Consider the following 18763-nt stretch of genomic DNA (forward strand, 5'->3'; position numbering starts at 1 on the left):
GTCAGGGGCGGCGGCGGGGCGGTTGGACGGGGGCTGTGACAGATGTCATCAATCCCGCTACGGGGACGGTGCTCACCTCCGTACCGTCGCTCGGTCCGGCCGAAACCGACGCCGCGATCGAGCGGGCGCAGCGAGCTTTCGCATCCTGGCGTCTGGTGGCGCCCGGGGACCGGGCGCGGCTGCTGCGGCGCTTCGCCGCGGTCGTCGACGACCACCTCGAGGAACTCGCCGCGCTGGAGGTCGGCAACGCCGGGCACACGATCGGCAACGCCCGCTGGGAGGCCGGCAACGTCCGGGACGTCCTGAACTACTACGCGGGGGCGCCGGAGCGACTGTCCGGCCGGCAGATCCCGGTGGCCGGCGGCCTGGACGTGACGTTCCACGAGCCACTCGGCGTGGTCGGCATCATCGTGCCGTGGAACTTCCCGATGCCGATCGCCGGCTGGGGCTTCGCCCCGGCGCTCGCGGCCGGCAACACCGTCGTGCTCAAGCCGGCCGAGCTCACCCCGCTGACCGCCATCCGGCTCGGCGAGCTGGCGCTCGAGGCGGGCCTGCCGGAGGGGGTGTTCACCGTGCTGCCGGGCAAGGGCAGCGTGGTCGGGCAACGCTTCGTCACCCATCCGGCGGTCCGCAAGGTCTGCTTCACCGGCTCCACCGGGGTCGGGAAGTCGATCATGGCCGGCTGTGCCGACCAGGTGAAACGGGTGACGCTCGAGCTCGGCGGCAAGAGCGCCAACATCGTCTTCGCCGACGCCGACCTGGAACGTGCCGCCGCGGCGGCACCCGGCGGGGTCTTCGACAACGCCGGCCAGGACTGCTGCTCACGGTCCCGGCTGCTGGTCCAGGAGTCGGTGTACGACCGTTTCCTCGCCCTGCTGGAGCCGGCCGTCAAGGCGTTCCGGGTGCAGGACCCCGCCCTGGAGACCGCCGAGATGGGCCCGCTGATCTCCGCCGGGCACCGGGACAAGGTGGCGTCGTACACCGCTGACGCCGACGTCGCGTTCGCCGGGCAGGCACCCACCGGCGACGGCTGGTGGTTCCCGCCGACCGTGCTGCTCGCCCACTCGACCGGTGACCCGCACTGGCGGGAGGAGGTCTTCGGGCCGGTGCTGTCGGTGCTGCCCTTCCGCGACGAGGAGGAAGCGGTCCGGCTGGCCAACGACACCGAGTACGGCCTCTCGGGTTCGATCTGGACCCGCGACCTGGGGCGGGCGCTGCGGGTCTCGCGCGGAGTCGAGACCGGCAACCTGAGCGTCAATTCGCACTCGTCGGTGCGCTACTGGACGCCGTTCGGCGGGATGAAGCAGTCCGGCCTCGGCCGCGAGCTCGGTCCCGACGCACTGCTGTCCTTCACCGACGTCAAGAACGTCTTCATCTCGACGGAAGCCTGAGAGGTCAGCTGTGGAGCGTTTGCAGGATCGGGTCGCCGTCATCACCGGTGCCGGGAGCGGCATCGGGCTGGCCACCGTCCGCCGGTTCGCGGCCGAGGGGGCCAAGGTCGTCTGCGTCGACATCTCGGCGGACGCGGGCAAGGCCGCCGCCGACGAGGCGGGCGGCGAGTTCGTCGCTTGTGACGTCACCGACGAGGAGGCGGTCAAGGCGCTGTTCGACGGGGTGGCCGAGCGGTACGGCCGGGTCGACATCGCGTTCAACAACGCCGGGATCTCGCCGCCCGACGACGACTCGATCCTCGTCACCGGCCTGGACGCGTGGGAGCGGGTGCTGCGGGTGAACACCACGAGCGTGTTCTTCTGCTGCAAGTACGCGATCCCGCACATGCAGCGCCAGGGCAAGGGGTCGATCATCAACACCGCGTCGTTCGTGGCGCTGCTGGGCGCGGCGACCTCGCAGATCGCGTACACCGCGAGCAAGGGCGGGGTGCTGGCGATGACCCGGGAGCTGGGTGTGCAGTTCGCCCGCGAGGGCATCCGGATCAACGCCCTGTGCCCCGGACCGGTCGCGACGCCGCTGCTCATGGACCTGTTCGCCAAGGATCCGGAGCGGGCCGCGCGCCGGCTGGTGCACGTGCCGATGGGCCGCTTCGCCGAGCCGGCCGAGATCGCCGCCGCGGTCGCGTTCCTGGCCAGCGACGACGCGTCGTTCATGACCGCGTCCCAGTTCGTCGTCGACGGTGGCATCACCGGTGCGTATGTAACTCCGCTGTAGCGGTTTAGCACCCCCGGGCAGCGGAGAGAAGACAAGTACGTCCAGTTCACGCCGGACGCAGGGGTCGAATCTCCGCCCGCGCACGCTGCGATCGCTGTACGGGTGGTTCGAAGGGCCCGGGCGCGGCGCCGACTCGTGGAGTCGGCGCCGCTCACTAATTCGCGGCGCTCGTCCGGTCCGGCGAGCGGATCACCCACTCGGTCGACGTCATCCGAACAGGACGTGGATACCGTGGTCAAGATGCGACCCGTCATCGGCATCACCACCTATGTGGAGCCCGCCACCTGGGGTGTCTGGCACAACCTGCCCACCACGCTGGTGCCGCACGACTACGTCGCCGCGGTCACCGGGGCCGGCGGCCGGGCCGTGCTGCTGCCACCGGACGACCTCGACACCGACGTGCTGCGCATCCTGGACGGGCTGGTGCTCAGCGGCGGGTCCGACCTCGGCCCGGAGCTCTACGGCGCCCCGGCCGCCCCGCAGACGGTCACCCGGCCCGAGCGCGACGCCGCCGAGATGCTGCTCGCCCGCGCGGCCCTCACCCGGGACCTGCCGGTGCTCGGCGTCTGCCGGGGCATGCAGCTGCTGACCGTCGCCGGGGGCGGCACCCTGCACCAGCACCTGCCCGACGTGCTGGGTCACGACCGGCACCGCCCGGCGCCCGGGGTCTACGGCGAGCACGAGGCCGGCTTCACCCCCGGCAGCCGGATCGCCGGCCTGATGGGCGAGGACACCCGGGTGCACTGCTTCCACCACCAGGGCGTCGACGACCCGGGCACGCTGACCGTCACCGGCCGGGCCGAGGACGGGACCGTCGAGGCGGTCGAGGACCCGAGGCACCGGTTCGTGCTCGGCGTGCAGTGGCACCCCGAGGTGACCAGGGACAAACGGCTGTTCGGGGCCCTGGTCGAGGCGGCGGCCTAAGACATCCGGCGCGGGCGCCGATACGCAGGTTCTACGAACGAAGGAGGATCGCACCAGCATGCGCAGGCCCTTGATCGGACTGACCGCGTACGCGCAGCATGTCCAGTACGGCAGCAACGAACAGGTCGTCGGCATGCTGCCGATGTCCTACGTCCGGGCGGTGCACGCCACCGGGGGACGGGCGGTGCTGATCACCCCGGATGATCCCGGCACCGACGTGCTGGAGTCGCTCGACGGGATCGTCTTCGCCGGAGGCGGTGACGTCGACCCGGCCAACTGGGGCGCCGAGCCGCACCCGGCCACCGACTCGGACCCGGTCCGGGACGCCTCCGAGCTGCTCCTCATGCGCGCCGCGCTCGACGCAGACCTGCCCGTGCTCGGCGTCTGCCGGGGCCTGCAGGTGATGGCCGTGGCCACCGGCGGCTCCCTGCACCAGCACCTGCCCGACCTGGTGGGCCACGACCGGCACCGGGCCGCGGCCGGCACCGACCCGCTCGCGGTGGACTCCTCGGCGTTCGGCCGGCACGACGTGGTGCTGACCCCCGGCTCGGCGGCACGGTCCCTGCTCGGCGCCCGGCTGACCGTGAACTCGTTCCACCACCAGGCGATCGACGATCCCGGCAGCTTCACGGTGGTCGGCCGCTGCCCCGACGACCGGGTCGTCGAGATCATCGAGGACCGCAACCGGTCGTTCGCGCTGGGCGTCCAGTGGCACCCCGAGCGCACCGGTGACCTGCGGGTCTTCGCCGCGCTGGTCGAGGCGGCCGCGGACAGCTCCGGGCTGGGCCGTACCGCGCTGGCCGCCTGAAAGTCAGACCGTGACCGGATGCGCCGCCTGAAAAGCCAGCCGCTCGTCCGCGCCGGCGGCCAGGCTCTGCAGCATGTCGTCCAGCACGAGGAACGCCTCCCAGGGGGCCCCGCCGAGGTGGCCGCCGACCCGATCCTCCAGCCCGGTGATCCGGGCGCCCTTCCACACCTTGTCCGCCAGGCTGACCAGCAGGTCGTCCAGCGCGACCTCCGGCGCGTCCCAGCTGCCGTGGCTGCCCGCGAAGCGGGCCAGGTGCGCCGGTACGCCGTAGCGCAGCAGCAGGTCCCGGCCCGCCTCCTCGTGCCGGTGTCCGGGCGCGGACAGCTCGGCCACGTGCAGGATCTTGCCGATGTCGTGCGTCGCCGCGCCGAACAGCACCGCGGTGGTGTCGAACTCCAGATCCGGCCGGCGCCGCCCCAGCACGTCGGTCAGCGACCAGGCGACGTCGTGCACCGCGCGCAGATGCGCACCCAGCCGGGGCGGTGCGTCCAGGGCCCGCAACAGCTCGGCGGCCGGTTCGGGCAACGGTCTCAGGTTCGATTCGGTCAACGCGCGGTGCAGGGCGGGCGATGTCACGCGGGCAAGGTTAGCTACGGCTGAAAGCCGTCGCTGTCGGTGTTACCGTGCAGCCCTGTCGGCCGGAGGAATCCGCAGGAGGACGTATGGGGGCCAGCGCGGGCGATGCCCTGCCGCAGCGGTTGCGGACGGCGTTCGAGCGCGGTGGTGAGATGGGCCGGCGCATGCTCGATCTCGACTGGTCCGCGACCCCGCTGGGCGGCCCGGCCGGCTGGCCGCCGGAGCTCGCTGACGCCGTCGCCCGGATGCTCGCCTCCAAGGCGCAGATCGTGCTGTTCTGGGGCCCGGACCACTGCGCGCTCTACAACGACGCCTACATCCCCACGATGGGCAGCAAGCACCCCGGCCACGTGGGCCGTCCCGGCCGGGAGATGTGGCCCGAGACCTGGGCGGTGCTGCAGAAGCTCTTCGACGGGGTGAAGGACCGGGACGAGTCGTTCTGGGCCGCCGACCTGCTCTTCATGCTCGAGCGTTTCGGTTTCCTCGAGGAGACGTACTTCGACGTCTCCTACGACCCGATCCGGACCGCCGAGGGCGCCGTGGGCGGCATCTTCTGCATCGTCAGCGACACCACGGGCCGGGTGCTGGCCGACCGCCGGGTCCGTACGCTCAGCGCCCTGGGCTCCCGGCTGGCCGACTCGCCCGACCAGGACGCCCTCGGCACCCAGGTCGCGCAGGTCCTCGGCGAGAACGACGCCGACGTGCCGTTCGCCCTCCTCTACCTGGACGACCCCGACGGCGGTGGCGTGCCGGCCGTGGCCGGAGTGTGCGGGCTCCCGCCGTCCGCCTGCCGACCGCTCGATCCCCGGGTGCGTAAGGTCGTCGAGGCGGTCATGCGGTCCGACGAGGCGGAGACCATCGCCGCCGGCACCGTGGCCCATCCACCGCCCTTGTCGGCCGCCGACCAGGCCCTGGTGCTGCCCATCGGGGCCGGCACCAGCGGCGCCGGAGCGCTGGTGGTGGGGGTGAGCCGGTTCCTGGCCCTGGACCGCGGCTACCGGGACTTCCTCGAGCTCGCCACCGCGCAGATCTCCCGGGCGGTGGCCAACGTGCGGGCCTACCAGCAGGAGCGCCGCCGGGCCGCCGAGTTGGCCGCCCTGGACACGGCCAAGACCAACTTCTTCTCCAACGTCAGCCACGAGTTCCGTACCCCGCTGACCCTGATCCTCGGCCCGCTGGAGGAACTGCTCAGCGACCACGGGCTCACCCCCGAGGCGCGTGAGCGCCTGGTGCCGATGCAGCGCAACGGCCTGCGGCTGCTCAAGCTGGTCAACACGGTGCTGGACTTCTCCCGGCTGGAGTCCGGCCGGCTGCGCGCCGCCTACCGGCCGACCGACCTGGCCGACTACACCGCCCGGCTGGCCAGCACCTTCCGCTCCGCGGCCGAACGGGCCGGGCTGCGGCTCGACATCCAGTGCCCGCCGTTGCCGGCGCCGGTGCACGTGGACCGCGAGATGTGGGAGAAGATCGTCTTCAACCTGCTCTCCAACGCGGTGAAGTACACGCCGGCCGGCGGGATCACGGTCCGGGTCGGTGCCCGCGACGGCGCCGCGGTGCTCGAGGTGACCGACACCGGCGTCGGCGTGTCCGAGCAGGAGCAGCAGCTGCTCTTCGACCGCTTCCACCGGGTGACCGGCGCCTGGGCGCGCAGCCACGAGGGCACCGGCATCGGCCTGGCCCTGGTCCGCGAGCTGGCCGAGCTGCACGGCGGTACGGCCACCGCAAGCAGCGAGCTCGGCGTGGGCAGCACGTTCTCCGTGCGCATCCCCCTCGGTACGGCCCACCTGCCGGCCGACCGGATCATCAACGAACAACCGTCCGCGCTGCCCGAGGAGCAGTCCCGGCTCTACGTCGAGGAGGCGCACTGGTGGGTGGGCGACACCGCGCCGGCCCCCGTCGCGCCGGGCGAGGTGCAGGCCGGCCGGCGCGGCCGGGTGCTGCTCGCCGACGACAACGTGGACCTGCGCGATCACGTCTCCCGGCTGCTGCGGCCGTCCTTCGACGTCACCAGCGTGTCGGACGGGCTGGAGGCGCTGGAACTGGCCCGTACCGAGCAGTTCGACCTGGTGCTGACCGACATCATGATGCCCCGGATGGACGGCTTCGGCCTGATCCGGGCGCTGCGCGCGGACGAGCGCACCCGGGACGTGCCGATCGTGGTGCTCTCCGCCCGCGCCGGTGAGGAGGCGTCGGTCGAGGGCCTGGCCGCGGGCGCGGACGACTACCTGGTCAAGCCGTTCTCCGTGCGGGACCTGACCGCGCGGGTCCGGGCCAACCTGGAGCTCGGGCAGACCCGCCGGCAGATCATCAGCCGGCTGCGCGGCCTGGTCGACGCGGCCGCGGCGGTCAACACCGTCAGCACCACCGCCGAGGTGCTCGCCGTCGCCGCCCGCCACGTCCGGGCGATGACGTCGGCCGGCCGGGTCGTGCTGACCGCCCCCGGCGCCCGCGCCGAGGTGGACGGCGGCGCCGGCGGCTCGGCCGCCCCGGACGTCGTGCTGCCGCTGCCGGACACCTCCGGCGCGCCGCTCGGCGAGCTCAGCGTCTGGTCCGGATCGGACGGTCCCCCGGAGCCGGCGCTGCTCACCCAGCTCGCCCGCCTGATCGGCCTGCGGCTGGGCAACGCCCGGCTCTACGAGGCCGAGCACCGCATCGCCAGCACGCTGCAGCACAGCCTGCTGCCGCAGTCGCTGCCCCGGGTGCCCGGCGCGATCGTGGCGAGCCGCTACCTGCCGGGCAGCACCGAGGCCGAGGTCGGCGGCGACTGGTACGACGTCATCCTCGCGCCGGACGACCAGCTCGTGCTGGTCATCGGGGACGTGGTGGGCAAGGGGGTGCAGGCCGCGGCGGTGATGGGACAGCTGCGCAACGCGCTGCGGGCGTACATCCTCGAGGGCTTCGACTGCGGTGAGGCGCTGACCCGGCTGAACCGGCTGGTGGACAACCTGGGCCGGCGCCAGTTCGCCACCGTGGTCTGCGTCCGCTTCGACATCCGGAACAGGCGACTTCACTTCTCGTCGGCCGGGCACCCGTCCCCGATGCTCGCCGCGCCGGGGGAGAAGGGCGAGTTGCTCTACTCCGGCGCGCTCGGCCCGCCGATCGGCGCGCTCAAGGACGTGACGTACCCGACGCTGACCGCGGCCCTCGAGCCCGGTCACCGGCTGCTGCTCTACACCGACGGGCTGGTCGAGGACCGCCGGCTGGGTATCGACCGGGGCCTGGCCGAGGTCCGGGCGGAGCTCGCCGAGCCGGCCGAACACGTCGAGGACCTGCTCGACCGGCTGCTGGCCAAGGCGGCGCAGCAGACCCGCCGGGACGACATCGCGCTGCTCGCCCTGCAGGCCACCGAGCCACGCAAGTTCGAGCTGCGGCTGCCCGCCGACCCGACCCGGCTGAGCGTGCTGCGCCGGCGGCTCGAGGACTTCCTCACCGCCCACGGCGTGCCGGAGAACGACATCTTCGACCTGACCGTGGCGATCTCCGAGGCCGCCGCGAACGCGATCGAGCATCCCGTCGAGCCGGCCGAGCCGGTGATCTCCGTCGAGGTGTCGCTGGACGAGGAATCGGTGCTGGCCACCATCCGTGACACCGGGAGCTGGCGCCCGGCCGGCGCGGCCGGCTTCCGCGGGCGGGGACTGGCGCTGATCGGCGCACTGTCGGAGCTGTCGGTGGCGCGGACCGGCTCCGGCACGGCCGTGACGCTGCGCCGGCCGTTGAGCTCCTCCTGACCCGCCTAGCCCCGGCCGGGCCTCAGCCGGGCTCGCCCTGGACCAGCCAGGGCTGGGTGCTCAGGCCGGAGATGTCGAGCACCCGGCGGACCGGCGCCGACGGGATCACCTCGAAGGCGTCCGGGTAGCGCTCGGCCAGCCGGATCAGCGCGTGGATGGCGGCCGAGTCGAAGAAGGTGACGGCGCGCAGGTCCAGGGTGGCGCCGCGGGCTCCCTTGCCGGTGGCGGCCTGGTACATCGCGTCGGCGGTGGACATGTCAACCTCGCCGCGTACCACCACGGTGGCGCGGTCGCCCGTCACGGAGGAACTGGCCGAGAAGTCCGTCTCGGCGCCGTCTTGATCCACGCTGACACGATTACACAGGCGCCCGGGGGCGGCAACAACGGCCCGGTAAAGGGCCGGCCGAGCTGTTGTCCGCGGTCACACTCCCGCGGTGCCCGCCGGGCTCGGCGATAAGCTGGGTCGATGACCGTTCGTGCCCCCCTCGCGCCGGGAAAGCTCTCACCCTGGCGGGCGGTGCCGCCGCAGATCATCCGCCCGGAATACGTCGGCAAGAAGCGCCCGAAAGAGTGGCGCGGGTCGCACGTGCAGACCCCCGAGACCATCGAGAAGATGCGGGTCGCCGGGCGGATCGCCGCGCAGGCCACCCAGCTCGCCGGGGAGCACTGCAAGCCGGGCGTCACCACCGACGAGATCGACCGGGTCGTGCACGAGTTCCTGATCGACAACGGGGCGTACCCGTCCACGTTGGGCTACAAGGGCTTCCCCAAGTCCTGCTGCACGTCGCTGAACGAGGTCATCTGCCACGGCATCCCGGACACGACGGTGCTGGCCGACGGCGACATCGTCAACGTCGACGTGACCGCGTACCTCGACGGCGTACACGGTGACACCGACGCGACCTTCTGCGTCGGCGAGGTCAGCGAGGAGGCCCGGCTGCTGGTCGAGCGCACCCACGAGGCGATGATGCGCGGCATCCGCGCCGTCGCCCCGGGCCGGCGGATCAACGCGATCGGCCGGGTGATCGAGGCGTACGCCCGCCGCTTCGGCTACGGCGTGGTGCGCGACTTCACCGGCCACGGCATCGGCGAGACGTTCCACAGCGGTCTCTACATCCCGCACTACGACAACCCGCGGCTCGACACGGTGATGGAGCCCGGTATGACCTTCACCATCGAGCCGATGATCACCCTGGGCACCCACGAGTACGAGATGTGGGACGACGGCTGGACGGTCGTCACCAAGGACCGCAAATGGACCGCCCAGTTCGAGCACACGCTGGTGGTGACCGAGGACGGGTACGAGATCCTGACCCTGCCGTGACCCTCCCCGAGCACCACGCGGACGTCTCGGGCGGCTGGCTGCGCGCGGCCACCTTCGGCGCGATGGACGGCCTGGTCACCAACATCGCGCTGATCGCCGGGGTCGGCGGGGGCGGGGTCAGCCGGCACACCCTGATCCTGACCGGGGTGGCCGGCCTGGTCGCCGGGGCGATCTCCATGGGCCTCGGCGAGTTCACCAGCGTCCGCACGCAGAACGACCAGGTCGCCGCCGAGCTGGCCAAGGAGCTGCGCGAGCTACGGCTCAACCCGGAGGGCGAGGCCGACGAACTGGTCGCCATGTGGACCGCGCGGGGGCTGCCCACCCCGCTCGCCCGGCAGGTCGCCGACGTGCTCAAGACCCACCCGGAGCAGGCGCTGCGGGTGCACGCCCAGGAGGAGCTCGGCGTCGTCCCGGACGAGCTGCCCAGCCCGTGGACGGCGGCGGTGTCCTCGTTCGTGTGCTTCGCGATCGGGGCGGTCGTGCCGCTGCTGACGTATCTGCTGGGCTTCGACAGCCTGCTCGCGGCGCTCGTCGTCGGCGGCGCCGGGCTGTTCGCCGCCGGTGCGCTCATCGCCCGCTTCACCGCCCGCCCGTGGTGGCGCAGCGGCCTCTGGCAGCTCCTGCTCGGCGCGGCCGCCGCCGGGGCGACCTACGTCATCGGCACGCTGATCGGCGTCGGCGTCGCCTGAGCGGGATCACTCGAAGAGGGCGCTGAGCGGCCCGTCGACCGGGCGGCCCCGGGCGGTGAGGTCGTCGGCCTGCGTCTTCAGCACCGCCGCCAGCTCGGTCATGTCCGCCCCGGCCAGCCCGGTGCGCTTCACGGCGTCGGCCCGGTTGCGGAAATACGTGCGGCTGAGCAGGCCGGTGACCATCGCGGCGTGCAACCTCGCCTCGGCCAGCAGCACCAGCGCCGCGTCGGTCTCGTACCACTCGGCCAGCCGGACCGCCCGGGCGTGGGCCGCCGAGGCCACACACCAGTTGCGCCGGGCCAGCGCGCTGAACTCGCCCGGCCGGGTCTCGGCGAGCTTGCCCAGGTGCGCGTCCCGCTGGCCGGCGAACCAGCCCCCGGGATCGAACAGGTCGCGGGTGGTCAGGTAGCGGTCGGCCTCCAGCGGCCAGCGCGGCGTCAGCTCCCGGGCCCGGCGCAGGCCGTCGTCGGCGGTGCCGACACTGAGGTCGACCAGGATGCCGTCCACCCGGCGCAGGGCGGCGCGGGGTCCGGCGTTCGGCCGGTACGTGACCACGTGCAGGTTGAGATCGCTGCTGTCGCTGTCGTCCCCGTGGGCCAGGGAGCCGTGCACGCCGACCGCCCGCACCTCGGCCGACCAGCGCCGCAGGATCACGTCACGCAATCGGGTGGCCAGGTGCCAGCGCGGGTTGGCCAGGTCGTACTCGTCCTGCGACACTGCGTCATTGTCGGGCATGGACCGGCGCCGGGAAAGGGCCGCTAGGCGCGTCCTGGCCAGGCCATCGTGGCCGGGGTCACCTCGCCGAGCCGGCGCCAGCGGGTCGCCCGGACCGCCGCGTCGACCAGCGCGTTCAGCCCGGTGGCCCGATCCGCGCCGGTGGTCGCCGGCAGCACCGCCCGCCAGGCCTGCGCGACCCCGTCCTCCACCTGGATGGCCAGCTTCAGCGCGCTCGCCCGGTCGGTGACGTCGAACGGCAGCTCGTAGCCGGCCGGGGCCGGGGCGGTGCTGGCCTTCAGCGCCGACAACCGGCTGACCAGCACGTCCCGGCGGCCGCGGTGGACCGCCTCGGCGGCGCGGGCCTCGGTGCGGTCACCCTCGCCGGTCAGCTTCACCCCGAGGACCCCGTACGCGTAGATCGCCGCCTCCTCCGCGGCCAGCGCGGCCGCCAGTTGGGCGCTCATGCCGCCTCCGCGATGACCGTCGCCGGACGCGGCGTGGACGACGCGCTCATCGCAGGGCCTCCGCGTGGGCGGCCCGGGCGGCGGCGATCGAGCCGGTCAGCCCGGCGCGGTCGGCGGGGGCGGTCCGGCAGGCCGCGGCCGCCGTCTTCTGTGCCGCCTGCTCGGCCTTGCGCAGTGCGGCCACCGAGTCGGCTGCCGCGCCGCTCGGGGCGCTGGACGCGGGCGCCCCGGACGGGGCCGCCCGGCCGATCACCCGGGACAGCTCGGCCGCGTGCGTGCGGTGGTCGGCGGCGAGCGGGGTCAGCCTCTTGGCCAGGCCGGGCTCGGCCAGCACGGCCCGGTCGTAAGCCGCCGCCAGGGCCAGGGCCTCGTCAAGCACGGGCTGCAAGGCGTCGGGGGCCGGCGCGGGCTCGGGATCATCGGAGAAGAGCCCGCAGCCGCCCAGTGCCGTCGCGCTCAGCGCCCCACCGGCGGTCACGCCGATCAGGTGACGTCTTTTCACCCGGTCAGTCAACACCATCCGCACCACGCGTCGCTGACCTGCACCGGGCGCCGAATCGGAGCGGCGGCGGCCGGCCCGCGCCGCCGGCGCGTTACGCTCTGCGTCAGCCGCCGGGGATTTCCAGCCCCGGTGGCATGCCGGTGTTGCCGGCGATCGGCGCACGGAGCGTTTGCCGCGCGCCGCATTCGAGCAGAAGGGTTGGGCCCGATGACGCAGCGTGGTCGCGGCGGTGCCCGGCCGGCGAACCGCCGCTCCGGCGGGGGCCGGGGCCGAGAGGCCGCCGAAGAAACGCGTCAGCCCGCTGCTCCGCGCATCGATCTGGTGGCTGCGAAGGCCCGCGTGCGCGCGGTGATCGAGCCGGTCGTGGTCGCCGCGGGGTTCGACCTCGAGGACGTGAACCTCTCCCGGGCCGGCCGCCGGCACGTGCTCCGGGTCCTGGTCGACGCCGACGGTGGCATCAGCCTCGACGACGTCGCGGTCGTCTCCCGGGAGATCTCCCAGGCGCTCGACACGGCCGAGGAGAACCAGGGCGAGGTGCTGGCGGGTGAGTATCAGCTCGAGGTCGGTTCGCCCGGGGTGGACCGGCCGCTGACCCTGCCCCGGCACTGGCGGCGCAACGTCAGCCGGCTGGTCGCCGTCACCGTCGCGGGCCGGTCGCTGACCGGCCGGGTCACCTCGGCGGACGACACCTGCGTGGTGCTCGACGTCGACGGCAGGAGCACGGAGATCCCGTACGCCGAGCTGGGGCCGGGCAAGGTCCAGATCGAGTTCAAGCGGCTGGATGAAGCCGTCTTCCCCGACGAGCCCGACGAGGGCGACGAGGACGAGGACGATGAAGATGACGACGAGGATGGGGAGGGCGAGGACAAGTGAACATCGACCTCGCGGCGCTGCGCGCCCTGGAGCGCGAGCGGGAGATCCCGTTCGACACGATCCTCGCGGCGATCGAGACGGCACTGCTGACCGCGTACCGGCACACCGACGGGGCCGAGAGCCACGCCCGGGTGCAGATCGACCGCAAGAACGGCGCGGCCCAGGTCTTCGCCCAGGAGCTGGACGCCGACGGTTCGCTGGTCCGGGAGTGGGACGACACCCCGCACGACTTCGGCCGGATCGCCGCGATGACCGCCAAGCAGGTCATCCTGCAGCGGCTGCGCGAGGCCACCGACGAGGTGCACTTCGGCGAGTACGCCGGCCGCGACGGTGACCTGGTCACCGGCATCGTGCAGGCCGACGCGGCGCGCGCCGAGAAGGGCATCGTCATCGTCGACCTGGGCAAGCTCGAGGCGGTCCTGCCGCAGGCCGAGCAGGTGCCGGGGGAGACGTACGAGCACGGGTCGCGGATCCGCTGCGTCGTGGTGCACGTGGCCAAGGGCTTCCGCGGGCCGCAGATCACCCTGTCGCGTACCCACCCGGCGCTGGTCAAGAAGCTGTTCGCGCTCGAGGTGCCGGAGATCGCCGACGGCACGGTGGAGATCGCCGCCATCGCACGTGAGGCAGGTCACCGTTCGAAGATCGCGGTGCACTCGCGGGTGGCCGGGGTCAACGCCAAGGGCGCCTGCATCGGCCCGATGGGCCAGCGGGTCCGGGCGGTGATGAGCGAGCTGCACGGCGAGAAGATCGACATCATCGACTACTCGGACGACCCGGCGCAGTTCGTCGGCAACGCGCTCTCCCCGGCCAAGGCCCTGCGGGTCGAGGTGGTCGACGCGGCCACCCGCACCGCGCGGGTCACCGTGCCCGATTTCCAGCTCTCGCTGGCGATCGGCCGCGAGGGGCAGAACGCCCGGCTGGCCGCCCGGCTGACCGGCTGGCGCATCGACATCCGTCCGGACAACGAGCAGCCGGATCCGGCCTCCGAGCGCGATGCCGCCGAGACCGGGAGCTGACCGGATACCCGAGCACGAGGCAAGCGGGGTAGACTTTCGGGTGGCCGGTCCGACACGCACCTGTGTTGGCTGTCGCTCACGCGTGCCGGCCTCCGATTTACTGCGGTTCGTCGCGGTCGGAGCAGGAGGTCAACTCCGGCTCCAGCCCGATCCGGGCCGCCGGCTGCCGGGCCGGGGAGCACATGTGCATCCTGATCCGGCCTGCTTCGCGCAGGCGGAGCGGCGTCGCGCCTTCGGGCGTGCGCTGCGACTCACCGGTGTTGCTGACACCGGATTGCTTGCCGAGCACATCCGAGCGGTCACCGTGCCGTCCGGAACCACCGATGATGTGGCGTAGGTGCCCCATCCATGTCCAGCAAGGTAGGACGACCCAGATGAGCACACGATGAAGTCCCTGAAATGACCAGGCTTCTAGTGCACGAGTGAGGTCGGCGGGCGCTGCTCGTACGACCTCGAGATGAGGAGTGCAGTGCCAGGCAAGGCCCGCGTTCACGAGCTCGCCAAAGAGCTCGGGGTCGACAGCAAGACCGTTCTCGCCAAGCTCAAGGAGATGGGCGAGTTCGTCAAATCCGCATCCAGCACGGTCGAGGCCCCGGTGGCCCGGCGACTTCGTGGTGCCCTCGACGCTCCGGGCGGTGCCGCTCCGGCGGCGCCCGCGCCCGCCGCGCCGAACGCCACGAGTGCGCCCAGCGCCCCCCGGGCCAACCCATCGGCCATGCGGCCGCAGCCGCCGCGCCGGCCCGCTGCGCCGACGGCGGGAGCGCCCACCAGCGCCCCCACGTCCTCGGCGCCGTCGCCCGGCTCGATGGTCCGGCCCAAGCCGCCGGTTCCCGGCCGTCCGGGCCCGGTGCCCGGTCCGGTCGCCAAGCCGGCGAGTGCCCACGACATCGAGGTGGCAGCCGCCGAGGCCCGCGCCTCGGCGCTGAAGGCCGAGCAGGAGGCCGCCGTCAAGGCTGCCCAGGCGGCCCGCACGCGGGACGCCGAGCGCCGGGCGCAGCAGCCTCCGGCCGACGGCACCACCCGTCCGCGGCCCCCGGGCCCCGGCACGGTGCCGCCGCGTCCCGGCTCTCCCGCCGCAACGCGTCCCGGAGCCCCGGGCGCGCCCACTACCGGCCGTCCCGGCCCGGGCGGCTCGCCGCGCCCGCCGGCCCGCGGTCCCGGTAACAACCCGTTCGGCGTCTCCGGTGGCGGCCAGCGGCCGACCCCGTCGGCGATGCCCCGGCCCAACCAGCCGGGCATGCCCCCGCGGCCGAGCCCTGCCTCGATGCCGCCGCGGCCCAGTCCCGCGTCCATGCCCTCGCAGCGTCCCGCCGGTCCCGGCGGCGGTCGTGGCGGTCCCGGCGGTGGCGCCGGCCGTCCCGGCGGTCCCGGTGGCGGTCGTGGCGGTCCGGGTGGCGGCGCCGGTGGCGGTTTCCGCCCCGGTGGCGGTGCCGGTGCCGGTGGCGGCGGTTACCGCGGCGGTGGTGCCGGTGCCGGTGGCGGCGGTGGCTACCGCGGTGGCCCCGGTGGCGGCGGTGGTGCCGGTGCCGGTGGCGGTTTCCGCCCCGGTGGCGGCGGTCCCGTCGGCGGTGCCCCGGGTCGTCCCGGTGGTGGCGGTCGCGGTCGTGGCGGCGGTGCCGCGGGTGCCTTCGGGCGTCCCGGTGGCCGGCCCACGCGTGGCCGCAAGTCGAAGAAGCAGCGGCGTCAGGAGTTCGACAACCTGTCGGCTCCGCAGATGTCGTCGGGTGCGCCCCGCGGTTCGGGCCAGGAGGTCCGGCTCTCGCGTGGTGCGTCGCTCTCCGACTTCGCCGACAAGATCAACGCCAACCCGGGCTCGCTGGTCCAGGAGATGTTCAACCTGGGCGAGATGGTGACGGCGACGCAGTCGTGCTCCGACGACACGTTGCTGCTGCTGGGCGAGCACCTGGGCTTCGACGTGCAGATCGTCAGCCCCGAGGACGAGGACCGCGAGCTGCTGTCGCGGTTCAACATCGACCTCGACGCCGAGATCGCCGAGGACCGCCTCGTCACCCGGCCGCCGGTCGTGACCGTCATGGGTCACGTCGACCACGGTAAGACGAAGCTGCTCGACGCGATCCGCAAGACCAACGTGGTCGCCGGCGAGGCGGGTGGCATCACCCAGCACATCGGTGCCTACCAGGTCGTCGTCCCGCACCAGGGCGAAGAGCGCGCGATCACCTTCATCGACACCCCGGGCCACGAGGCGTTCACCGCCATGCGTGCCCGTGGTGCCCAGGTGACCGACATCGTGATCCTCGTGGTCGCGGCCGACGACGGCGTCATGCCGCAGACGGTCGAGGCGTTGAACCACGCCAAGGCGGCCGAGGTGCCGATCGTGGTCGCGGTCAACAAGGTCGACAAGCCGGACGCCAACCCGGACAAGGTCCGGCAGCAGCTGACGGACTACGGCCTGCTCGCCGAGGAGTACGGCGGCGACACGATGTTCGTCAACGTGGCCGCCAAGCCCGGTCTCGGCATCGACGACCTGCTCGAGGCCGTCCTGCTGACCGCCGACGCGTCGCTGGAGCTCACCGCTCCGATCGACGGGCCGGCCCAGGGTGTCGCGGTGGAAGCCCACCTCGACAAGGGCCGCGGCGCTGTCGCGACCGTCCTGGTCCAGCGGGGCACGCTGCGGGCCGGCGACTCGATCGTGGCGGGCGGCGCGCACGGTCGCGTCCGCGCCATGCTCGACGAGAACGGTCAGCAGGTCACCGAGGCGGGTCCGGCGCGTCCGGTCCTGGTGCTGGGTCTGACGTCGGTGCCCGGCGCCGGCGACACGTTCCTGGCCGCCGAGGACGACCGCACGGTGCGGCAGATCGCCGAGCAGCGGCAGGCCCGCCGCCGGGCGGCCAGCTTCGCCAACTCGAAGGGCAAGGCGACTCTCGAGACGCTCATGGAGCAGCTCAAGGAGGGCGAGAAGACCTCGCTCACCCTGGTGCTCAAGGGCGACGGCTCGGGTTCCGTCGAGGCTCTCGAGGACGCACTGTTCAAGATCGAGATTCCGGACGAGGTGCAGCTCAAGGTCATCCACCGCGGCGTCGGTGCGATCACCGAGAGCGACGTCAACCTGGCGTCGGCGTCCTCGGACCAGACCGCCACGATCATCGGCTTCAATGTCCGGGCCAGCAACAAGGTCAAGGAGATGGCCGACCGCGCCGGCGTGGAGATCCGCTACTACAGCGTGATCTACCAGGCCATCGAGGAGATCGAGGCAGCGCTCAAGGGCCTGCTCAAGCCGGAGTACGAGGAGGTCGAGCAGGGCACGGCGGAGATCCGCGAGGTGTTCCGCTCGTCCAAGATCGGTCTCATCGCCGGCTGTATGGTCCGGTCGGGTCTCATCCGCCGCAACGCCAAGGCGCGCATCCTGCGCGAGGGCACCGTGGTGGCGGACAACGTCACGATCAGCTCGCTGAAGCGGTTCAAGGACGACGCCACCGAGGTCCGCGAGGGCTTCGAGTGTGGTCTGACCCTGAGCGGTTTCGGGTCGCCGCAGCCCGGCGACGTGATCGAGACCTTCGAGATGCGTGAGAAGCCGCGGGCGTAACACCCCCGGTTGACCGGCCCCCGGCGCTGAGGCGCCGGGGGCCGTTGTCTTTACTACTGGAATGTCTCGCTACGCCCTCCTCCTCGCGCCCTCCGCCAACCGCGTCTACGCCGACCAGGCAGGTCGACTGTCGCGGGCGGAGCTGGCCGCGTTCCGGCCCGTGCTCTCCTCGGAGGTGGCCGAGGTCGACGCCACCCGGATCGGCGGCGTGGAGTACCTGACGTTCACCGCGGACCTGCAGCCCCGGGACATCGCGTTCCTGTCGAACATGTCGGCCGGCTACGCCCTGTTCGAGCGGGCCGGGGACGACCTGCTGCGGCCGCTGGAGCTGACCCCGCTGGCCCGTTACGACAGCGACCTGATCACCATCCCCAAGTACGCCGGCAAGACCAACGAGCAGTTCACCAAGCTCCTGCTCAACCTGACGCTGTTGGCCTCGGCCTCGGCGCGCCGGATGCTCGACGGCCACCTGGTCGTCGGCGACTTCCTGGCCGGCCGGGGCACCACGCTCAACCAGGCGCTGATGTACGGCTACGACGCCATCGGCGTGGAGCTCGACGGCAAGGACGTCGAGGCGTACAAACTGTTCCTGCAGACCTGGCTCAAGCGCAAGCGCCTCAAGCACACCGCCGAGCTGAACCCGGTCCGCCGGCAGGGCCGCAAGGCCGCCCGCCGGATGGAGATCACCATGGCGGCCAGCAAGGAGGACCACAAGGCCGGCGCGGTGCAGAAGGTGATCATGCTGAACGCGGACACCACCCAGCTCGACGGCCTGCTCCGGGCCAACTGCGTGGACGTGCTGGTCGTCGACCTGCCGTACGGCGTCGCACACGGCAGCTACGAGGACGAGGGCGGCATGTCCCGGCGCCCGCTGGACCTGCTGGAGCGGGCCGTGCCGCAGTGGGTGCACCTGCTGCGTCCCGGCGGGGCCATCGGCCTGTCCTGGAACACCAAGGTGGCCCGGCGTGAGCTGGCCGAGGACATCCTGGTCGCCAACGGGCTGGCGCTGGTGCCGTACGAGGACCTGAGCCACCGGGTCGACCAGGGCATCGAGCGTGACGTGGTGGTGGCCCGGAAATCCAGCTGAATGGTCCGGGGTGACCCGGGTACTCTCGCTCGCTGATGTATATCGAGACCGCACTCTTCGACCTGCTGCTGCCCGGCGACTCGCGCTCGCTCAAGCAGAAGCGTTCCTACGTCCGCCCGATCATCGCGATGCTGCGCAAATACGAGGTCAGCGTCGCGGAGGTGGGCGACCACGACGTCCACGGGCGGGCCCAGATCGGGGTCGCCGTGGTCGCCGCCGAGCCGTCCCAGGCCCGCGCGGTGATCGACACCTGCGAGCATCAGATGGCCGGCCGCCCCGAGATCGAGCTGCTCTCGGTCCGGCGCCGGCTGCACGGCGACGACGACTGAGCCCACCCGCGGCGGA

Annotated in this window: 18 protein-coding genes and 1 pseudogene; 14 read left to right on the forward strand and 5 right to left on the reverse strand. The window is 72.7% G+C overall.

Annotation, left to right across the window (positions count from 1 at the left end; genetic code table 11):
* Positions 1 to 35 precede the first annotated feature (35 nt).
* From Aau02nite_RS22125 to Aau02nite_RS22140, 4 genes are all read left to right on the forward strand, one after another.
* Positions 36 to 1391 carry an aldehyde dehydrogenase family protein gene (locus Aau02nite_RS22125; protein ID WP_212990442.1) on the forward strand — a complete coding sequence of 452 codons (1356 nt, stop codon included), beginning with the start codon at positions 36 to 38 and terminating at the stop codon, positions 1389 to 1391.
* 10 nt (positions 1392 to 1401) lie between these two features.
* Entirely contained in the window at positions 1402 to 2166 is a 765-nt protein-coding gene (locus Aau02nite_RS22130; RefSeq protein ID WP_212990443.1) for a 3-oxoacyl-ACP reductase, read from the forward strand.
* 240 nt (positions 2167 to 2406) lie between these two features.
* Positions 2407 to 3090, forward strand: coding sequence for a gamma-glutamyl-gamma-aminobutyrate hydrolase family protein (locus tag Aau02nite_RS22135; RefSeq protein WP_212990444.1), 684 nt, complete (start codon positions 2407 to 2409; stop codon positions 3088 to 3090).
* A gap of 58 nt (positions 3091 to 3148) precedes the next feature.
* Entirely contained in the window at positions 3149 to 3898 is a 750-nt protein-coding gene (locus tag Aau02nite_RS22140; protein WP_212990445.1) for a gamma-glutamyl-gamma-aminobutyrate hydrolase family protein, read from the forward strand.
* A gap of 3 nt (positions 3899 to 3901) precedes the next feature.
* Here the strand turns inward: Aau02nite_RS22140 and Aau02nite_RS22145 are convergent, their stop codons facing one another.
* On the reverse strand, positions 3902 to 4474 hold the full coding sequence (locus tag Aau02nite_RS22145) for an HD domain-containing protein (RefSeq protein ID WP_212990446.1): 573 nt from the start codon (positions 4472 to 4474) through the stop codon (positions 3902 to 3904).
* A gap of 86 nt (positions 4475 to 4560) precedes the next feature.
* Between Aau02nite_RS22145 and Aau02nite_RS22150 the strand changes: the two genes are divergently transcribed.
* Entirely contained in the window at positions 4561 to 8202 is a 3642-nt protein-coding gene (locus tag Aau02nite_RS22150; protein ID WP_246595353.1) for a SpoIIE family protein phosphatase, read from the forward strand.
* Positions 8203 to 8224: 22 nt separating this feature from the next.
* Here the strand turns inward: Aau02nite_RS22150 and Aau02nite_RS22155 are convergent, their stop codons facing one another.
* Positions 8225 to 8548 (reverse strand): STAS domain-containing protein, encoded by a 324-nt coding sequence (locus Aau02nite_RS22155; RefSeq protein WP_212990447.1) that lies wholly within the window; start codon positions 8546 to 8548, stop codon positions 8225 to 8227.
* 120 nt (positions 8549 to 8668) lie between these two features.
* Here Aau02nite_RS22155 and map point away from each other — a divergent pair, with 120 nt between their 5' ends.
* Complete coding sequence (gene map, locus Aau02nite_RS22160) at positions 8669 to 9526, forward strand: type I methionyl aminopeptidase (protein ID WP_212990448.1); 858 nt, start codon at positions 8669 to 8671, stop codon at positions 9524 to 9526.
* Positions 9523 to 10215, forward strand: a complete 693-nt coding sequence (locus Aau02nite_RS22165; RefSeq protein ID WP_281421008.1) for a VIT1/CCC1 transporter family protein — start codon at positions 9523 to 9525, stop codon at positions 10213 to 10215. Before map ends, Aau02nite_RS22165 begins: the two co-directional genes overlap by 4 nt.
* Before the next feature lie 6 nt (positions 10216 to 10221).
* Here the strand turns inward: Aau02nite_RS22165 and Aau02nite_RS22170 are convergent, their stop codons facing one another.
* Genes Aau02nite_RS22170 through Aau02nite_RS22180 form a run of 3 tightly spaced genes read right to left on the reverse strand, consistent with a single transcriptional unit; the run spans position 10222 to position 11898 of the window.
* Positions 10222 to 10932, reverse strand: coding sequence for a nucleotidyltransferase family protein (locus tag Aau02nite_RS22170; RefSeq protein ID WP_246595354.1), 711 nt, complete (start codon positions 10930 to 10932; stop codon positions 10222 to 10224).
* 41 nt (positions 10933 to 10973) lie between these two features.
* Positions 10974 to 11396: a ferritin-like domain-containing protein gene (locus Aau02nite_RS22175; protein ID WP_212990451.1), complete on the reverse strand. Its 423-nt coding sequence runs from the start codon at positions 11394 to 11396 to the stop codon at positions 10974 to 10976.
* A 46-nt stretch (positions 11397 to 11442) separates the two neighbouring features.
* Positions 11443 to 11898, reverse strand: a complete 456-nt coding sequence (locus Aau02nite_RS22180; protein ID WP_438841161.1) for a hypothetical protein — start codon at positions 11896 to 11898, stop codon at positions 11443 to 11445.
* Between the two features lie 207 nt (positions 11899 to 12105).
* On the opposite strand from Aau02nite_RS22180, the gene rimP reads away from it, so the two are divergent.
* From rimP to Aau02nite_RS22210, 7 genes and pseudogenes are all read left to right on the forward strand, one after another.
* Positions 12106 to 12771 (forward strand): ribosome maturation factor RimP, encoded by a 666-nt coding sequence (gene rimP, locus Aau02nite_RS22185; protein WP_212990453.1) that lies wholly within the window; start codon positions 12106 to 12108, stop codon positions 12769 to 12771.
* Entirely contained in the window at positions 12768 to 13787 is a 1020-nt protein-coding gene (nusA, locus tag Aau02nite_RS22190; protein ID WP_212990454.1) for a transcription termination factor NusA, read from the forward strand. The genes rimP and nusA overlap by 4 nt, the downstream gene beginning before the upstream one ends.
* Positions 13765 to 14124 carry a YlxR family protein gene (locus Aau02nite_RS47420; protein WP_212990455.1) on the forward strand — a complete coding sequence of 120 codons (360 nt, stop codon included), beginning with the start codon at positions 13765 to 13767 and terminating at the stop codon, positions 14122 to 14124. The genes nusA and Aau02nite_RS47420 overlap by 23 nt, the downstream gene beginning before the upstream one ends.
* Positions 14125 to 14244: 120 nt before the next feature.
* Positions 14245 to 14451: pseudogene (locus Aau02nite_RS48085) on the forward strand (translation initiation factor IF-2 N-terminal domain-containing protein); the annotation flags it as partial.
* A gap of 51 nt (positions 14452 to 14502) precedes the next feature.
* On the forward strand, positions 14503 to 17331 hold the full coding sequence (gene infB / locus Aau02nite_RS22200; RefSeq protein WP_438841162.1) for a translation initiation factor IF-2: 2829 nt from the start codon (positions 14503 to 14505) through the stop codon (positions 17329 to 17331).
* A gap of 61 nt (positions 17332 to 17392) precedes the next feature.
* The gene (locus tag Aau02nite_RS22205; RefSeq protein WP_212990456.1) at positions 17393 to 18418 is read left to right on the forward strand and encodes a TRM11 family methyltransferase; all 1026 of its coding nucleotides are present in this window, start codon (positions 17393 to 17395) and stop codon (positions 18416 to 18418) included.
* A 35-nt stretch (positions 18419 to 18453) separates the two neighbouring features.
* Positions 18454 to 18747, forward strand: coding sequence for a DUF503 domain-containing protein (locus Aau02nite_RS22210; protein WP_212990457.1), 294 nt, complete (start codon positions 18454 to 18456; stop codon positions 18745 to 18747).
* Positions 18748 to 18763: the final 16 nt, after the last annotated feature.

The sequence above is a fragment of the Actinoplanes auranticolor genome, from assembly GCF_018332655.1.
In the GTDB taxonomy this organism is placed as follows: domain Bacteria; phylum Actinomycetota; class Actinomycetes; order Mycobacteriales; family Micromonosporaceae; genus Actinoplanes; species Actinoplanes auranticolor.

Bases quoted from the DNA above. Each gene is read 5' to 3' on its own strand.
- Aau02nite_RS22135 (WP_212990444.1), top strand. From the start codon at position 2,407: ATGCGACCCGTCATCGGCATCACCACCTATGTGGAGCCCGCCACCTGG.
- Aau02nite_RS22140 (WP_212990445.1), top strand. From the start codon at position 3,149: ATGCGCAGGCCCTTGATCGGACTGACCGCGTACGCGCAGCATGTCCAG.
- Aau02nite_RS22150 (WP_246595353.1), top strand. From the start codon at position 4,561: ATGGGGGCCAGCGCGGGCGATGCCCTGCCGCAGCGGTTGCGGACGGCG.
- map (WP_212990448.1), top strand. From the start codon at position 8,669: ATGACCGTTCGTGCCCCCCTCGCGCCGGGAAAGCTCTCACCCTGGCGG.
- Aau02nite_RS22175 (WP_212990451.1), bottom strand. From the start codon at position 11,396: ATGAGCGCCCAACTGGCGGCCGCGCTGGCCGCGGAGGAGGCGGCGATC.
- rimP (WP_212990453.1), top strand. From the start codon at position 12,106: ATGACGCAGCGTGGTCGCGGCGGTGCCCGGCCGGCGAACCGCCGCTCC.
- Aau02nite_RS47420 (WP_212990455.1), top strand. From the start codon at position 13,765: ATGCCGCCGAGACCGGGAGCTGACCGGATACCCGAGCACGAGGCAAGC.
- infB (WP_438841162.1), top strand. From the start codon at position 14,503: ATGCGGCCGCAGCCGCCGCGCCGGCCCGCTGCGCCGACGGCGGGAGCG.
- Aau02nite_RS22205 (WP_212990456.1), top strand. From the start codon at position 17,393: ATGTCTCGCTACGCCCTCCTCCTCGCGCCCTCCGCCAACCGCGTCTAC.
- Aau02nite_RS22210 (WP_212990457.1), top strand. From the start codon at position 18,454: ATGTATATCGAGACCGCACTCTTCGACCTGCTGCTGCCCGGCGACTCG.